This window comes from Streptomyces sp. NPDC028289, from assembly GCF_055565975.1.
In genome coordinates this window covers 30,345-47,148 of the sequence record NZ_JBVHTI010000005.1, presented here as the reverse complement: position 1 = coordinate 47,148, position 16,804 = coordinate 30,345, and the positions used below count along the sequence as shown (strand labels likewise).

Annotated in this window: 10 protein-coding genes and 4 tRNA genes; 5 read left to right on the top strand and 9 right to left on the bottom strand. The window is 70.7% G+C overall.

What is annotated here, in order from left to right; translation table 11 throughout:
• Positions 1 to 105: 105 nt before the first annotated feature.
• From ACZ4UV_RS24920 to ACZ4UV_RS24900, 5 genes are all read right to left on the bottom strand, one after another.
• Positions 106 to 180: transfer RNA gene (locus ACZ4UV_RS24920), tRNA-Asp, on the bottom strand.
• Positions 181 to 274: 94 nt separating this feature from the next.
• On the bottom strand, positions 275 to 4,219 hold the full coding sequence (hrpA, locus tag ACZ4UV_RS24915) for an ATP-dependent RNA helicase HrpA (protein ID WP_467840794.1): 3,945 nt from the start codon (positions 4,217 to 4,219) through the stop codon (positions 275 to 277).
• A gap of 245 nt (positions 4,220 to 4,464) precedes the next feature.
• Positions 4,465 to 4,758: a hypothetical protein gene (locus tag ACZ4UV_RS24910; RefSeq protein WP_451019356.1), complete on the bottom strand. Its 294-nt coding sequence runs from the start codon at positions 4,756 to 4,758 to the stop codon at positions 4,465 to 4,467.
• A 68-nt stretch (positions 4,759 to 4,826) separates the two neighbouring features.
• Positions 4,827 to 5,024, bottom strand: a complete 198-nt coding sequence (locus tag ACZ4UV_RS24905; RefSeq protein WP_451019357.1) for a DivIVA domain-containing protein — start codon at positions 5,022 to 5,024, stop codon at positions 4,827 to 4,829.
• An 18-nt stretch (positions 5,025 to 5,042) separates the two neighbouring features.
• Positions 5,043 to 7,925: a PKD domain-containing protein gene (locus ACZ4UV_RS24900; protein ID WP_467840791.1), complete on the bottom strand. Its 2,883-nt coding sequence runs from the start codon at positions 7,923 to 7,925 to the stop codon at positions 5,043 to 5,045.
• Between the two features lie 184 nt (positions 7,926 to 8,109).
• On the opposite strand from ACZ4UV_RS24900, the gene ACZ4UV_RS24895 reads away from it, so the two are divergent.
• Positions 8,110 to 8,592, top strand: a complete 483-nt coding sequence (locus ACZ4UV_RS24895) for a PH domain-containing protein (RefSeq protein WP_451019359.1) — start codon at positions 8,110 to 8,112, stop codon at positions 8,590 to 8,592.
• A 38-nt stretch (positions 8,593 to 8,630) separates the two neighbouring features.
• Here the strand turns inward: ACZ4UV_RS24895 and ACZ4UV_RS24890 are convergent.
• The 4 genes from ACZ4UV_RS24890 to ACZ4UV_RS24875 form a co-directional block, all read right to left on the bottom strand.
• A tRNA-Phe gene (locus tag ACZ4UV_RS24890) sits at positions 8,631 to 8,704 on the bottom strand.
• 24 nt (positions 8,705 to 8,728) lie between these two features.
• Positions 8,729 to 8,803 (bottom strand) — tRNA-Asp (locus ACZ4UV_RS24885).
• A gap of 37 nt (positions 8,804 to 8,840) precedes the next feature.
• Positions 8,841 to 8,913 (bottom strand) — tRNA-Glu (locus ACZ4UV_RS24880).
• Between the two features lie 81 nt (positions 8,914 to 8,994).
• On the bottom strand, positions 8,995 to 10,671 hold the full coding sequence (locus tag ACZ4UV_RS24875; protein WP_451019360.1) for a metallophosphoesterase family protein: 1,677 nt from the start codon (positions 10,669 to 10,671) through the stop codon (positions 8,995 to 8,997).
• Between the two features lie 105 nt (positions 10,672 to 10,776).
• On the opposite strand from ACZ4UV_RS24875, the gene ACZ4UV_RS24870 reads away from it, so the two are divergent.
• The 4 genes from ACZ4UV_RS24870 to ACZ4UV_RS24855 all read left to right on the top strand — a co-directional run bounded on the left by ACZ4UV_RS24870 (position 10,777) and on the right by ACZ4UV_RS24855 (position 16,773).
• Positions 10,777 to 11,130 (top strand): metallopeptidase family protein, encoded by a 354-nt coding sequence (locus ACZ4UV_RS24870; RefSeq protein WP_351485499.1) that lies wholly within the window; start codon positions 10,777 to 10,779, stop codon positions 11,128 to 11,130.
• An 85-nt stretch (positions 11,131 to 11,215) separates the two neighbouring features.
• Complete coding sequence (locus ACZ4UV_RS24865; protein ID WP_451019361.1) at positions 11,216 to 11,740, top strand: hypothetical protein; 525 nt, start codon at positions 11,216 to 11,218, stop codon at positions 11,738 to 11,740.
• A 529-nt stretch (positions 11,741 to 12,269) separates the two neighbouring features.
• Complete coding sequence (locus ACZ4UV_RS24860) at positions 12,270 to 14,465, top strand: DEAD/DEAH box helicase (RefSeq protein ID WP_390043571.1); 2,196 nt, start codon at positions 12,270 to 12,272, stop codon at positions 14,463 to 14,465.
• A 184-nt stretch (positions 14,466 to 14,649) separates the two neighbouring features.
• Positions 14,650 to 16,773 (top strand): FG-GAP repeat domain-containing protein, encoded by a 2,124-nt coding sequence (locus ACZ4UV_RS24855; protein WP_451019362.1) that lies wholly within the window; start codon positions 14,650 to 14,652, stop codon positions 16,771 to 16,773.
• Positions 16,774 to 16,804 lie beyond the last annotated feature (31 nt).

Genomic DNA, 16,804 nt, shown 5'->3' with positions numbered 1-16,804 from the left:
CCGCGGGCGCGGCCTCCACCTTGACGGGGCGGCGAGAGGTGCCGGTGGCGGTGATATGCGTGAGGCCCGCAACCCCTTGATGGGGATGCGGGCCTCAGCCTCGTGCGGTCCTGACGGGATTTGAACCCGCGGCCTCCACCTTGACAGGGTGGCGAGCACTCCAAACTGCTCCACAGGACCAGGTTTCGCGGCACTTTGTCTTGCGTTGTGCTGCGAGAAGGACTGTACAGGAGGGGGTGGGTCCTGGTCGAACTCACCCAGCGTGGCCGGTCGGTTACGGAGCTGCCGTGTCGATCGCCTTCACGATCCGCTTGTCCGAGACCGGGTACGCCGTGCCCAGCGCATGCGCGAAGTAGCTGACCCGCAGCTCCTCCAGCATCCAGCGGATGTCCAGGACCTGCTGCGGCACCGGCCGGCCCTTCGGGAGCTGCTCCAGGAGCCAGGCGTACTCGTCCTGCATCTCGTGGACCTTCTCCATGCGGGTGGTGTCCCGCTGGACGTTCGTCGGCATCTGCTGGAGGCGACGGTCCGCCGCCACCAGATAGCGCATCAGGTCGGGGAGCCTGCGTATCCCGGCCCACGTCACGAAGCCGGGTTTCACGAGGGCGTCCAGCTGCTTGCGGACGTCCGTCAGGTTCGCCAGCAGCGCGGGGCTGCGTACGCCCTTCAGGCGGCGCTCACAGGCCTGCCAGGCGGCAAGGACCTGCTGCACCTGCCCGACCGTCCGGACCGTCGTGTCGACGATCTCGGCGCGCACCTTGTCGTACAGCTTCCGGTACGACTCCTCGTCCCACGTCGGTCCCCCGAAGTCGGCGATCAGCTTGTCCGCCGCCGCCATCGCGCAGTCGTCGAACAGGGCCTGGATCGTGCCGTGCGGGTTCGCCGACAGCGCGAGCTTCTGGGCGTTGGTCAGCTTCTCCGACGCGAACTTCGCCGGGTTCACCGGGATGTTGCGGAGGATGAGCCGGCGCGTGCCCTTCCACATCGCCTCGGTCTGCTCCTCCTCGGTGTCGAAGAGGCGCACGGAGACCGTGTCGCCGTCGTCGACCAGGGCCGGGTAGGCCTTGACCGGCTGGCCCGCCCGGCGGGTCTCGAAGACGCGGGTGAGGGTGCCGATCGTCCAGTCCGTGAGGCCCTTGCGCTCCAGGGACTCGCCGCCCTGGCGCTCCGCGGTGGCCGCGGCGGCCTGGGAGAGGGCCTGGCGCGCCTTCGGCTTCAGCCGGAGCTTCAGCGTCTCCAGGTCCTTGTCCTCGGCCAGCTTCCGGCGCCGTTCGTCGACGATCCGGAAGGTGATCTTCAGGTGGTCCGGGACCTTCGCCCAGTCGAAGTCCTCGGCCTCGAAGGGCACGCCGACCATCCGCTTCAGCTCGCGCGTCATGGTCGTGGTGAGCGGCTCCTGAAGGGGGACCGCGGTGTCCAGGAAGCGCTTCGCGAAGTTCGGCGCGGGCACGTAGTTGCGGCGGATCGGCTTCGGGAGGGTACGGATCAGCTCCGTGACCACCTCTTCCCTGAGGCCCGGGATCTGCCAGTCGAAGCCCTCGTCCTTCACCTGGTTGAGGACCTGGAGCGGGATGTGGACGGTCACCCCGTCGGCGTCCGCGCCCGGCTCGAACTGGTACGTCACCCGGAACTTCAGCTGGCCCTGCCGCCAGGAATCCGGGTAGTCGGTCTTGGTGACCGCCCCCGCCGACTCCCGGATCAGCATCTCCCGCTCGAAGTCCAGGAACTCCGGCTGCTCGTGCCGCTTTCGCTTCCACCAGGAGTCGAAGTGGGCTCCGGAGACGACGTGCTCGGGCACCCGCTGGTCGTAGAAGTCGAAGAGCGTGTCGTCGTCGACGACGATGTCCCGGCGCCGGGCGCGGTGTTCGAGCTCCTCGACCTCGCTCAGCAGCCTGCGGTTGTCGGCGAAGAACTTGTGGTGGGTCCGCCAGTCGCCCTCGACCAGTGCGTTGCGGATGAAAAGCTCGCGGCTGACCTCGGGGTCGATCCGGCCGTAGTTCACCTTCCGGTCGGCGACGATCGGCACGCCGTAGAGCGTGACCTTCTCGAACGCCATCACGGCCGCCTGGTCCTTCTCCCAGTGCGGCTCGCTGTACGTCCGCTTCAGGAGGTGCCCGGCGAGCGGCTCGACCCACTCCGGCTCGATCTTCGCGTTGACCCGGGCCCAGAGTCTGCTGGTCTCCACCAGTTCGGCCGACATCACGAACCGAGGGGTCTTCTTGAACAGCGCGGAGCCCGGGAAGAGCGCGAACTTGGCGCTGCGCGCCCCCAGGTACTCGTTCTTCGCGCCGTCCTTCACGTCCTTCATGCCGATGTGCGAGAGCAGGCCGGCGAGGAGGGAGACGTGCACGCGGTCGCCGGGGGCGTCCTCCTCGTTGAGGTGGATGCCCATCTGCTTGGCGACCGTGCGCAGCTGCGTGTAGATGTCCTGCCACTCGCGGATGCGCAGGAAGTTGAGGTACTCCTGCTTGCACATGCGCCGGAAGGAGCTGGAGCCGCGCTCCTTCTGCTGCTCCCTGACGTACTTCCACAGGTTGAGGAAGGCGAGGAAGTCGCTGGTCTCGTCGCGGAACCGGGCGTGCTGCTGGTCGGCCTGGGTCTGCTTCTCGGCCGGGCGTTCGCGCGGGTCCTGGATCGAGAGCGCGGCGGCGATGACCATGACCTCGCGGACACAGCCGTTCTTGTCGGCCTCCAGGACCATCCGGGCGAGCCGCGGGTCGACGGGCAGCTGGGCGAGCTTGCGGCCGGTGTCGGTGAGTCGCCTGCGGGGATCCTTCTCGGCCGGGTCGATCGCGCCCAGCTCCTGGAGCAGCTGCACGCCGTCCCGGATGTTGCGGTGGTCCGGGGGGTCGATGAAGGGGAACTTCTCGATGTCGCCGAGGCCGGCCGCCGTCATCTGCAGGATGACGCTCGCCAGGTTCGTACGGAGGATCTCCGCGTCCGTGAACTCCGGCCGGGAGACGAAGTCGTCCTCGCTGTACAGCCGGATGCAGATGCCGTCGGACGTACGGCCGCAGCGGCCCTTGCGCTGGTTCGCGCTGGCCTGGCTGATCGCCTCGATCGGCAGCCGCTGCACCTTGGTGCGGTGGCTGTAGCGGGAGATCCGGGCGAAGCCGGGGTCGATGACGTACTTGATGCCCGGGACGGTGAGCGAGGTCTCGGCGACGTTGGTCGCCAGAACGATCCTGCGACCGGTGTGCGGCTGGAAGACCCGGTGCTGCTCGGCGTGCGAGAGCCGGGCGTAGAGGGGGAGGACCTCGGTGAACCGGTAGTTCTTCCTGGTGAGCGCGTCGGCGGTGTCCCGGATCTCCCGTTCGCCCGAGAGGAAGACGAGGATGTCCCCCTGCCCCTCGCCCTGAAGCTCCTCCACGGCGTCGCAGATGGCGGTGATCTGGTCCCGGTCGGCGTCCTCGGCGTCCTCCTCGAGGAGTGGCCGGTATCGCACCTCGACCGGGTACGTCCGGCCGCTCACCTCGATGATCGGGGCGTCGCCGAAGTGCCGGGAGAACCGCTCGGGGTCGATGGTGGCGGAGGTGATGACGACCTTGAGGTCGGGCCGGCGCGGCAGCAGCTGGGCGAGGTAGCCGAGCAGGAAGTCGATGTTGAGGGACCGCTCGTGGGCCTCGTCGATGATGATCGTGTCGTAGGCGCGCAGCTCGCGGTCGGTCTGGATCTCGGCGAGCAGGATGCCGTCCGTCATCAGCTTGACGAAGGTGGCGTCGGGGTTCACCTGGTCGGTGAAGCGGACCTTCCAGCCGACGGCCTCCCCGAGCGGCGTCCGCAGCTCCTCCGCCACCCGCTCGGCGACGGTACGGGCGGCGATCCGGCGGGGCTGGGTGTGCCCGATCATGCCGCGCACGCCGCGCCCGAGCTCCAGACAGATCTTGGGGATCTGGGTGGTCTTCCCGGAGCCGGTCTCGCCGGCGACGATCACGACCTGGTGATCGCGTATCGCCTCGGCGATCTCGGCCTTCTTCTGGCTGACGGGCAGCTGCTCGGGGTACGAGACGGCGGGCACGACGGCGCGCCGGCCGGCCATCCGTTCCTCGGCCCTGGCCACTTCTGCCTCGATCTCTGCGAGGACGGCGGCCCGGGCCTCCGGCTTACGGATCTTGCGCGCACCTTCCAGCCTGCGCCCGAGCCGGTGCGCGTCGCGCAGTGAGAGCTCGGTCAGGCGGGGGGCGAGGGGGCCGAGGGCGGGGGCGGGATGCGTAGACATACGCGGTCCAGGATCTCACCTCGGGGAAATTCATGGCGAACGCATTTGCCTCCGGCGGTTCGGCCGGGGCGTGGGGGCGGGCGTGGTGGTTCGGGTGCGGGCCGGATGGGGCTGGTCGCGCAGTTCCCCGCGCCCCTAAAGGGGCGCTCCAGTCGGCGTTCGTTTCCAGCCGCGGGCAGTCGTGCCGCTGGGGCGGCACGGGTGGGCGCGGGCGGCACCTTGCCGGCGCCGGTGAGTGAAGCCCCCTACGGGGTTCGCTGGGTGGGAGGGGTGGGGGTTTCGGCGGGGGGTGTGGAGGCGGCTGCTGCGAGGGACTTCGCCGTGTTCGATACGGCCTTGATCCCCAGGTACGCCGTGGTCATGCTGCTCACCGCAGTGAAGGCGGCGGTGAGGACGCCGATGATCACCGACTCGTTGCCGTTGAGCCGCCAGACGCCGAAGACCGCGACCGCGGCGATCGCGAGGTTGCTGACGACGACGGCGAGGAGGCCGTAGCGGGCACGGTCCTTCTCCAGCTGTATGTCCTGATCCCGGCTCATCTTCCCCACCCTGGTGACGTGTTGACCCGCCAGAACCTAGCGGCGGCGGGCCGCGCCGCCAAGGAGGTTCAGGTGTGTCCGCCGGCTGCCCTCAACTCGGCCAGCCGGGCATCGACCTGGGCCCGGTCGTAGCCGCGGCGCACGATGTCGAAGGCGGGCGGCGCGTCCGGGGCCGTGCCCGGGACCAGGAGTGCGAGGTAGGCGTCGACCTGGGCGCGGTCGTAGCCTCGCCGGACGATCTCGAAGCCGTGGACCTCGGGTGCCATCGTGTCCCCTCTCTCCGGTCAGCTCGCCGGGAAGACGTCGTAGTCGCCCAGCAGGTCCGCGTACACGTCCACCGAGGTGGTGCCGGCGTTGTAGAGGTCGATCTCGCCGTCGGTGCCGACCTTGACCAGCGCGCGGTCGGCCGCGGTGTGTCCCTTGGTGAAGCTCAGCGAGTAGACGCCGGGGCGCGAGGTGCCGTCGGGGTAGGCGACGAGGTAGCCGCTGCCGGACGGGGACGGCACCGTGAGGTTCAGGTCGGCGGCGGTGACCCCGGTCGCGGGGACGCCGTGGGCGCCGGTGACCTTGAGCTTGAGGGTGGCGTGGGCGGCGAGCCTGGCGACCTTGCCGGTGCCGGTGCCGGTGCGGGTGTTGAGGATGCGGGCGGGGGTGGCGGACAGGAACTCCGAGCCGCCCGTCGGGGCGCCGCCGTACCAGCCGGCGAGGTCGGCGACGAGCTGCGCCGACCCCTTGCCGGCGTTGTGCAGCACGACCTTGCCGTCCTTCAGGGGGAGCACGATCTGGGCGGTGGCGGTCTGCCCGGTGGTCCAGTACGGGCCGGTCACGCCGGAGCCGGTGGTGCCGTGCGTGGAGACGGTCAGGCTGCCGGACGACTTGGTGCTGGTCGCGGTGACGTTCAGGACCACCGCGTGCGCCCCCGCCGGGACACCGTGGGGGCCACCGACCGACAGCGTGATCGAGTGGTTGCCGGCGACCGGGCCGGTGATGTCCCCGGTGTGGTTGCGGGTGTCGAGCAGACGGACCGGGGAGGCCGGGTGGTAGGTGTCGGCGTACTGGGCATGCGCCTGGAGGCCGAGCGTGGCGACGTTGACCGTGACCGTGCCGGAGCTGCCGTTGTAGATGTCGACCGAACCGGTCGGGGTGACCTTGACCGTGGTCTCGTCGAGCGTGGTCCGGCCGGGCTCGAAGTCGATGGTGGAGGTGCCGGGGCGGGTGCTGCCGGCGGTGTAGAGGGTGAGCGCTCCGCTCGCCTTGGCGCCGGTGGTGACGATCTGGAGCTGGGCGGCGTCGACCCCGTCGGAGCCGGCGCGCAGGGTGGCGGCCGAGAGCTTCAGGACGCCGTGGGCGGCGATCGTCTTCTCGGTGTCGTACTGCGGGGTCATCGCAACGAAGGCGTCGGCAGCGTGGAAGGTCGTCTGCGCGGTGGTGGTGCGCCCGAACAGGTCGGTCTGCGTCAGGGTGGCGGTGTAGGTGCCGGGGGCGGAGTACTGGTGCCGGACCTGTTGTGTGCCGGTGGGCTGGGCGAGGCTCTCGTCGCTGCCGTCACCGAAAGCCAGGGTCAGGTCGTGAATCTCCCACGGAGCGGACGACTGCGGAACGGTGAACAGCGCGAGCCCCCCTTCGACCTGCCCGGAGGAGTCGCTGTCCGCGCCACTGGACAGCGATACGCTCGGTGCCGCGGCTGTCCCCGCCACGACCTGCGTGAACTGATGGGCCGAGGTGACCCCGTCGGAGTCCGTCACGGTGGTCCTTGCCTGGTACGAACCCGCGGCGGCGTAGACGTGGCTGATCGGGTCGCCTGCGGGGGCGGTGCCCGGGGCGGTGCCGTCGCCGAAGTCGACGGAGTACGTGAGTGGCTCGCCCCAGCGGCTGATGAAGTCATCGGTCCGCACCGAGGTGCTCAGCGGCGCCAGTCCCGTCCTCGGTGACAGGCCGCCGCCGTCGGTCGGAATGGCGATGGTGTCCTGGCGCTCGAAGGCGCCCCGGTCGCGGTGAGCCGCCGGGCCGGGACCCGCGTTGTCCACCAGCGGGTCGTCGACGCCTGGGGCGCCCGCGGCATCGGTGGTGAGTTCGCCGGGAGCTTCGGAGTCCGCCGAGTCGATGAGCGGGGAGCGCTCGGGTGGTGCCTCAAGCCTCGCGCCGAGACCGTCGATGTCGTGCGCGCCCTGTCCGGTCGCGTCGTGGAGCGCGGCGGCCGTGGCGAAGGAGGTGCCCGCCCAGAGGTATTCGGTACGCCGGGGGGTCGTGCCCCCCACGGTGTCCGCCGCCACGTTGTAGTCGTCGGTGACCTGTCCCGCCGAGTCGTCCGACACCGTGTACAGAGGGGTGGTGGGCGCCGGGCACGTGCTGCTCTGGAGCAGCTTCGGGGCGGCGACCACGTTGTTCTCCACCGCGCCGGAACTCCCGCCGGCCAGCGATATTCCGGGGGCGCACGGCGAAGTAAGCGAGTTGCTCGTGACAGTCATGCCGGCTGTTCCCGTCGCCGTGATCCCGCCCAGCCGCGGGTTGTCGATCACGTTGGTCGTCACGGTGACCCGGGCCGCGCCCTGCGCCGTCCGTACGCCGTACGCGTATCCGCTGCCGATCGAGTTCCGTTCCACGGTCACGTCGGAGGACGTGCCGTCCACGGTGATCGCGGTTCCCGTACCGCCGTCGCTCGCCGCGGACGAGCGTGCGAAGGTCAGCCTGTCGAGGGTGATGTGGTCGGATCCCGCCGACACCAGCGCATCGGTGGCGTCGTACCGGAAGAGCAGCGACTGGATCCGGACGTCGTGGACGCCCCTGAGGGTCAGCGTCGGCGCGGAGCCGGGTGTGGCGAGCTCTGCCCACGTGGTGCTTCCGCTGGGCGCCCCCATGAAGGTGATCGGCGCGTCGCTGGTCCCAGACCGCGTGAGAGTCACCGCTTCACTGTATGGGTGGGCGTCCGGCGACATGATCCGAACCATGTCTCCCGGCTCCGCCACGTCCGCTGCGGCCTGCACGGTGCAGAAGGGCAGGCTCTGCGTCCCCGTCCCCGTGTCGCTGCACGCGACGTCATGGTTCACGTACAGCGTTCCGTCGGGCCCGGGGGTCGCCGCCGCCGTGCCGCTCCCCCAGCCGCTCATCACCCCCGCCACGACGATCATGGCGAGTGACAGTCCGATGGCGGGACGGGATCTGTGCACGGGGTCTCCACGGAGCGTTCGCGGGTGCGGTCACGAGAACGCCGGTGGAAGCAGGTCGGCTCAGCGTTGTCATGCGGTCGTCATGATCGCAGTCCGACTCCAAAGGAACGCCATACTCCGCCCTGGTCTTGCTCAAAACGCGGCCCGGCGGAGTGGGTTGGCGGGCCACTGCCAGACTGCACGGATGAACGAGACGGTCTTTCGGTATACGCGCAGGCAGCGCTTGGCGATGTGGGCGTTCGCGTTGGGGATGGCGGTGTGGGCCGGGGCGGTGAGCGTGCGCGCCGCCAGGTACCTGGCCGACGGCCAGACCGGTTCTGCCGTGGGCCTGTGGCTCGTGCTGGGACTGATACCGACCGTGCTGTTCGTGCCGCTGGCGGGGATGCCGACGGGCTGGACGCGCATCGACGGGGAGGGCTTGCGCACCCGGGGGATGACCGGGCGCCGACGCGTGGCCTGGAGGGACATCGAGAGCATCCACGCGCTGGAGGGCCGTGGGCGCAACGGGAGCATCACCCAGATCGGAGTCACCCGGACCGGCGGCACGTCGTTTCTGCTGCCCATCCCCTTCTCCTCGGGAAGGATCGCCGAGGATCCCGATTTCTACGACAAGCTGGAGCTGATCCGCCGGGAGTGGAAGAAGCACACCGCAGCGGGCGCGGCATGAGAGCAGCCCCTCCGGAATCCCGGAGGGGCTGTCTGTTGTGGCTGGGGCCGGGGTCGAACCGGCGACCTATCGCTTTTCAGGCGATCGCTCGTACCAACTGAGCTACCCAGCCACGAGGTTTCACGTGAAACCTCAGCGGTCCTGACGGGATTTGAACCCGCGGCCTCCACCTTGACAGGGTGGCGAGCACTCCAAACTGCTCCACAGGACCAAGCTGTGTGTGCAACAGTGTCGCACACGATCTTGCGTGCCCCCAACGGGATTCGAACCCGTGCTACCGCCTTGAAAGGGCGGCGTCCTAGGCCGCTAGACGATGAGGGCTATCGGCCCGCCTGGGCGCTTCGTCAGCGCGTCGGGGACGTGAGAAGCATATGGGATGGCGGGGAGTATCGCCAAAACGGTTTACGGCGCCGAGGGCGAGGGTGTGCTGGTCGTGCCTCCTGAGGGTGACGGGCTCTGCGAGGGGGACGGGGCCGCGCCCGGTTGGTTGTCCTCCGGGAGGTGACGGCTGACCTCGGCCGTCGTCTCGCCCAGGCCGCCCAGCTTGATCTCGTCCCAGGCCTGGAGCCGGCGGCTGTCCCGGTCGAAGTAGAGGATCGAGGCCTCGATCGGATCCGGGTACTTGCCCTCGACGGCCCGTAGGCCGCTGCCGCCGGTGGAGCCCTCCACGCGGAGCCGGGTGCCGTGCGCGAGGAGCTCGGTCTGCTCGTGGTGGAGGTGGCCCGCCAGGACCAGGGGCACCTCGCCGTCCGTCATCCGGGCCGCCGACGGTTCGTGGGCGATCGCGACGTCCACCGGGGTGTCGGCCGCCCGCTGCTCCCGCAGGGCCGTGGCGAGGCGGTCGCCGGCCAGTTCCTCGGCCGCGTCGCCGCCGGGGACGGTGGAGCGGTCGGGGGTGAACTGGGGGTCGCCGATCCCGGCGAAGCGCAGCCCGGCGATCGTCTCGGCGCGGCCGTCGTCCAGGACGTGCACGTTCTTCATGCGGGAGAGGTAGCGCTGGGTGGTGCGGGAGTCGTGGTTGCCCCGGACCCAGACGTACGGCACGCCCAGGTCGGCGATGGGGTCCAGGAAGCCGTTCTCCGCCGCGGTGCCGTGGTCCATGGTGTCGCCGGAGTCGACGATCACGTTCACCTTGTACTGCTTCACCAGCGAGGCGATGATCTTCCAGCTCGCCGGGTTCAGGTGGATGTCGGAGACGTGCAGGACGCGCAGGGTGGCCGGGTCCGGGGAGTAGGCGGGGAGCGTGGACGTGACGTCGTACAACTTCGTCACGTTCGTCACCAGGCGGGCCAGTTCCTTCTGGTAGACGTCGAATTCGGTGACGATGCTGCGCGCGTTGCCGACCAGTGCCGGGGCGGAGGAGAGCAGGCCGGAGAACCTCGGCTCCAGGACCGACTCGGGGTTCCAGGTGGCGAACGCGGTCGCGCCGGACGAGGCGAGCAGGGCGAGGGCGAGGCCGCCGGCGGTCAGGGCGCGGCGCGGGCGGCGGTAGACCGCGAGGCCGAGGGCGGTGGCGCCGGCGACGACGGCCACGCCGGAGCGTAGGGCCAGGTCGAGGGTGCCGTGCTCGACGTCGTGGGCGACCTCGTCCTGGAGTCCGGAGAGGCGTTCGGGGTGGTCGACCAGTGCCTGGGCGCGGACCGGGTCGAGCTGGTCGACGTTGACGTCGAGGCGGACGGGACCGCTGTGGGTGTCCAGGTAGAGGGCGCCCAGCGGGGAGACGTTGATCTTCGTGCCGCCGGTGAGGGACGGGCGCAGCGTCATCGTCGTGTCCATCGGGCCGACCTGGGCACGGACGTTCCCGACGATCAGCAGGCCGAGCCAGGCGCCGACGAGGACGACGGCGGTCAGGCCGAGGACGCGGCTCCAGGCGGGCGGCCGGTGTGCCTCGGGGGCCAGTTCCAGGACGGGCAGCGGGGCCCGGGCTCCGGTCCGGCCCGTCCGGACTCCGGCCCGGCGTGCGGCCGCCCGGAGACGGGCTCGGGTGCCGGTGCGGGTTCCTGTGCGGTCTCTGGTTCGGGTCTCGGTCTGGGCTCGGGTTCGGGTCTGGGCTCGGGTTCGGGTGCGGACGCGGGCCATTGGTGCCGTATGCCCAGGCTTGGGGGCTCATATGCGGGGGCTCGTGGCTCGCATGTCCGGGGTTCACGACTCTCGTACGGCCGTTCCGTACCGGACAATGGGCCTGTGCTGGAGATGACGCGCGAGGAGTTCGAGGAACTGGTCGCCGAGGCGCTCGACCGGATCCCGCCGGAGCTGACCCGGCTGATGGACAACGTGGCGGTGTTCGTCGAGGACGAGCCCGACGATCCGTCGGACCCCGAGCTGCTCGGGCTCTACGAGGGGACTCCGCTCACCGACCGCGGGGAGTGGTACGCGGGTGTGCTGCCGGACCGGATCACCGTCTACCGCGGGCCGACGCTGCGGATGTGCGCGTCGCGCGAGGAGGTCGTCGCGGAGACCGAGGTGACGGTGGTGCACGAGATCGCCCACCACTTCGGCATCGACGACACGCGCCTGCACGCGCTGGGGTACGGCTGACGGGTGCCGTGCCGGTTGCGTGTCCTCTTGCGGGCGGCGGGAGTTGGGCAGGTTGACTCTTTCTCCGCCCCCGGAGGTGGCCGCCGTGCGCCCCTTGAACGTACCCGTCCGTCTGGCCGTCACGGTGATGGCGGTCGCGGCCGCCGCAGGCTGCGTGAACGTGGGCGACGACGCGGGCAAGGCCAGGCCGTCGCACTCCGCGGGGCACCGGGACGGTGACGTGACCGACGGCGGGTCCGGGGTGTCCGGCGAGGGCGGTGCGGGGTACGGCGGCGCGGTGGCCGACGGGAAGCGCGGGCACGGGGAGAAGGCGAAGCCGGGGGAGTCGTCGTCGGCGTCCGCCAAGCCGTCGAAGGGGGCGAGCGCGGCGCCTGCCGGACCGGCGAAGCCGGGCAGGAGTGTGGTGCCGGGGGTGCCGGCCGGACCGACGGGGGACCCGACGACACCCGCGCCGCCGGCGGCCTCGCCCACCCCGCCGCCGGACTCCCCCACCCCGCCGCCTCCGGCGACGGACCCGCCGTCGGCAGAGCCGTCCTCGTCGGCACACGAGGACACGGGGACCCAGCTGGTCCAGCGGGAGCCGGCACCGGTGGCGGGGACACCGGCGTAGGGGCGCGGGGTGGTTCCGGCACCGCCGGGACGCGCCGCGGGGGCTGAGCGCCGTTGCGGCGGAAAAAAATTTCGGGGGCGGACGCACGTCCCAGGCGACGGGCGAGTCCCGGGCGGGGGACCAGAGTCTCGGGCGGCGGGCCGGTTCAGGGTGGCTGGAGAAGGCGGTCTCGGGCGAGGGAAGAAGATGGGTGGGGTCGGGTGTTGGGGGGTCTGTAGGGCTGCGCGTCCGGTCTATCCGACCCGGTGTACGTGATCTGTGCGATCCGTGCGCCGAAGGATCGGCGTGAGCGTCGATGGGGTTGTGGTGAACCTGCTGTGAGCTGCGAGGTTGTGGCTCGGTTTGCCTTCGTGGGTGTTGGGTGCGTATGGTGGTAGATCGTTTGATCCCATTTGCCCGGCGCCACCGCAGAGCGCGCCGTGTGGCGCGTACTCTCCCTTGCCGTGGCGGACCGCATTGAGGCGGTCGTGAGCGAATCACGGAGTTGACGGGCGCGTGCCGACGAGACTCCGGAAGGTTTCGCATTCGCATGTCCGTGTCCAGTAATGATCAGATCGTCGTGCCCGAGAACGTCCAGGACGACGAGCTGGTGACCCAGGTCTCCGAGGAGACCGCTGACACCACCGACACCACCCCCCAGACCACCTTCGCCGACCTCGGCCTCCCCGAGGGCGTCGTGCGCAAGCTCGCGCAGAACGGCGTGACGACCCCCTTCCCGATCCAGGCCGCGACCATCCCGGACGCCCTGGTCGGCAAGGACATCCTCGGCCGTGGCCGCACCGGCTCCGGCAAGACCCTCTCCTTCGGTCTGCCCACCCTGGCCACGCTGGCCGGCGGCCGCACCGAGAAGAAGCGGCCGCGTGCCGTCATCCTCACCCCGACGCGCGAGCTGGCGATGCAGGTCGCCGACGCGCTCCAGCCCTACGGCGACGTCCTCGGCCTGAAGATGAAGGTCGTCTGCGGCGGTACGTCCATGGGCAACCAGATCTACGCCCTGGAGCGCGGCGTCGACATCCTCGTCGCCACCCCGGGCCGCCTGCGCGACATCATCAACCGCGGCGCCTGCTCCCTGGAGGACGTGCAGATCGCCGTCCTCGACGAGGCCGACCAGATGTCCGACCTGGGCTTCCTGCCCGAGGTCACCGAGCTGCTCGACCAGGTCCCGGCAGGCGGCCAGCGCATGCTCTTCTCCGCCACCATGGAGAACGAGATCCAGACCCTCGTCGAGCGCTACCTGAACAACCCCGTCTCCCACGAGGTGGACGCGGCCCAGGGCGCGGTCACGACCATGTCCCACCACATCCTCATCGTGAAGCCCAAGGACAAGGCGCCGGTCACCGCGGCCATCGCCTCCCGCAAGGGCCGCACGATCATCTTCGTCCGCACCCAGCTGGGCGCCGACCGCGTCGCCGAGCAGCTGCGCGACTCCGGGGTGAAGGCCGACGCGCTGCACGGCGGCATGACCCAGGGCGCCCGTACCCGGACCCTGGCGGACTTCAAGGACGGTTACGTCAACGTCCTCGTCGCCACCGACGTCGCCGCCCGCGGCATCCACGTCGACGGCATCGACCTGGTCCTCAACGTCGACCCGGCCGGCGACCACAAGGACTACCTGCACCGGGCCGGCCGTACCGCCCGCGCGGGCCGTACCGGCACGGTCGTCTCCCTCTCCCTCCCGCACCAGCGCCGCCAGATCTTCCGCCTCATGGAGGACGCGGGCGTCGACGCCGGGCGTCACATCATCAACTCCGGTACGGCCTTCGAGCCCGAGGTCGCCGAGATCACCGGCGCCCGTTCGATGACCGAGGTCCAGTCCGAGTCCGCGGCCAACGCGGCGCAGCAGGCCGAGCGCGAGGTCGCCCAGCTCACCAAGGAGCTGGAGCGGGCGCAGCGCCGGGCCGCCGAGCTGCGCGACGAGGCCGACCGCCTGGTCGCCCGGGTCGCCCGCGAGCGCGGCGAGGACCCGGAGGCGGCGGTGGCCGAGGCGCAGGCCCAGGCCGAGGCCGCGGTGGTCGAGGAGGCCGTCGTGGCGGCCGAGCCGACGGTTCCGGCGGCGCGCGAGACCGAGCGCCGGGACAACCGGGAGCGCGGCTTCGAGAAGCGTTCCTTCGACCGGGACCGCGACCGCGGCGACCGCCCGTTCAACCGGGACCGCGACCGTGGCTTCGAGCGTCGTGACGACCGCCGTGACGACCGTGGCGGCCGCCCCTTCGAGCGCCGCGAAAACCGCGAGCGCGGTTTCGAACGCCGTGAGGACCGTCGCCCCTTCGACCGCGACGACCGTGGCGACCGTGGTGGCCGTTCCTTCGACCGTGACCGCACCGACCGTCCGTTCAACCGCGACCGCCGCGACGACCGCCCAGGCTTCCGCCGCGACGAGCGTCGTGACGACCGGGGCGACCGCGGCGACCGTGGCGACCGCGGCGGGTTCCGCCGTGACGACCGCGGTGGCCGTTCCTTCGACCGGGACCGTGACGACCGTGGCGGCCGCTCCTTCGAGCGCCGTGACGACCGCGGTGGCTTCCGCCGTGACGACCGTCCGTCCGGTCACCGTGGCAGCGACCGTCCGTTCAACCGCGACCGCCGCGACGACCGCCCGGGCTTCCGCAGCGGCGGCCACAGCGGCCACGACCGCCCGTTCGGCCGTCGTGACGACCACCGGGGCTCGTCCTCCGGCTCCTTCGGCCGCCGCGACGACAAGCCGCGCTGGAAGCGCAACGGCTGACACCGAGTGAGCTGAGGAAGGGCCCGTACGACGACCTGTCGTACGGGCCCTTCCGCGTTCCCGGACCCGCCGCCGGCCCGCTGCCGATCCGGCAACGGGCCTCCGTTCACGGGCAATTCACTATCGATGTCTGTGTGCCGGTTGTTAACATCCTTTGACTTTTTTGAACTTCTTGGGGGGTTCCTTGAGCCGGCATGCCCGGATCGCACTCACTCTCGTCGGCCTGGCCGCCCTCGGCGCCGGTTCGCTGACCACCGCGGGCACGGCCGCCGCGGACACCACCCCGACGCCGATCACGACGGACGGCGTCTACGGCATCGATTACGCGGGTGGCTTCCTGACCACCGTGGAGAACGCGCCGAGCTTTGACCAGTGGGTGATCGGCAGACAGATCTCGGCCGACGGCTCCACGGTGCTGGAGAAGACGACCCGGGGATTCGCCGGTACGGACGCGGTCGGCAGCCATCTCCAGCGGGTGCCGTGCGACGAGGGTGCACAGGGCTGCGTGCCGATGCGTACCTTCGGCAACACCTACGTCGGCGACTTCATGGACGACGGCACCGGCAGGCAGATGGCCCAGATCTACCTGACCGAGGACTCGATGGACGGCGGGCCCGACCCGGTCGTCACCGGCGGCCGTTTCGTCGACGCCACCGGCCGCTTCTACATCTACCAGGCGTCCTCCACCGGCAAGCAGTACGTAGACGCGGTGCCCGCGTACCAAACCCAGAACGTCCGGCTGACCCGCTCCATCACCGCCGCCTCCGTGTGGGGTTCGACGCTGTGGACGCCGGGCGCCGGCAACGGCGTCGTCACCGGATACGACCTGAAGACGAGGAAGACGGTCGCGACCGTCTCCACCGGCGCGCCCTGCACGGTCAAGGAGCTCCAGGTCGTCGGCCGCTGGATCTACTGGAACTGCGGCCCGACGGGCGCCGCGGGCGTCTACGACCGTACGGCGAAGAAGAACATCAAGGTGCCCTCCGGCCCGGTGCTCGTCGGCGACGGCTACCTCGTCCAGCACGACCGGACCGCCGGCAAGCTGATGCTGACGGACTTCCACAGCGGTACCGCGGCCGCGGCGCGCGCGATCGCCGACCTGCCCGCCGGGCAGACCGCCGACCAGCGGCGGCTGACCTGGTCCGTGGACAAGTTCGGCGGCGACATCGCGTACGTCGGCCCGGACGACGTGATCCGGATCGTGGCGAGCGGGGTGCCGACGCAGCCCCTGGCGGGGATCGAGTCGGAGGTGGCCGACTGGGACGAGGACGCCCGGGAAGGCGCCACCGGCAACACCATCTGGGGCAGCGTCTGGCAGCTCAGCAAGCCCGCGAACTGGACCTTCACGGTGAAGGACACCCACGGGCACGCCGACCGCACCATCAAGGGCAGCGGTACGTCGGTCAACATCGGCTGGGACGGGACGAACGACGCGGGCGGCTATCCGCTCAACGGCCCGAAGACCTGGACGCTGACCGCCACCGCCGTCGAGGGTTCCGGCACGTACACGACGAGCGGGAAGTTCGGCTACACCGGCGGCACGCAGGGCTTCCACGACCAGAGCGGGTACTACTACGGCGACCTGGCCACCCTCAGCTCCTCCGGCGGCCTCACGCTGCACTCCACCACGGGCAACGGCAGGTTCAGCGGGAAGTGGGCGGCCTTCGGCTGGGCGGCGGGCACGGTCGCCGTGCCCTTCGGGGACATGACCGGCGACCGGTGCGCCGAGATGCTGGTGCGGATGCCGAACGGGGAGCTGCGCCGATACACCGGCAAGTGCGGGGGCTCGTACCAGCCGTCCGACAAGCACATCTCCCTCGGGACCGGCTGGAACGCGTACAACGTCCTCACCGCCCCCGGCGACCTCACCGGTGACGGCCGTACCGACCTGCTGGCCCGCAAAGCCTCCACCGGGGACGTCTACCTGTTCGCCGACGCCGGCAACGGCAAGCTCAAGGCCGGCGTCAAGATCCGCACCTGGTCGGCGTACACGAAGATCGTCGGCGCCGGTGACCTGAACGGCGACGGCTTCGGGGACGTGCTGGCGGTCGACAAGGCCGGGACGCTGTGGCGCTACGACGGCACCGGGGCGGGCCAGGTCAAGGAGCGGGTGAAGGTCGCCGCGCACTGGAACGCCTCGTACAACGCGGTCGTGGGCGTCGGCGACATCACCGGGGACGGCAGGAACGACCTGGTGATGCGGGACACCGCGGGCAACCTGTACCGGCAGACGGGCACCGGCAAGGGGGCGTTCGCGGCCCGCGTGAAGATCGCGACGGGCTGGCAGGGCTACAAGGCGCTCTTCTAAGGCCTGTTCAGGCTCCTGTCCGGGCTTCTGG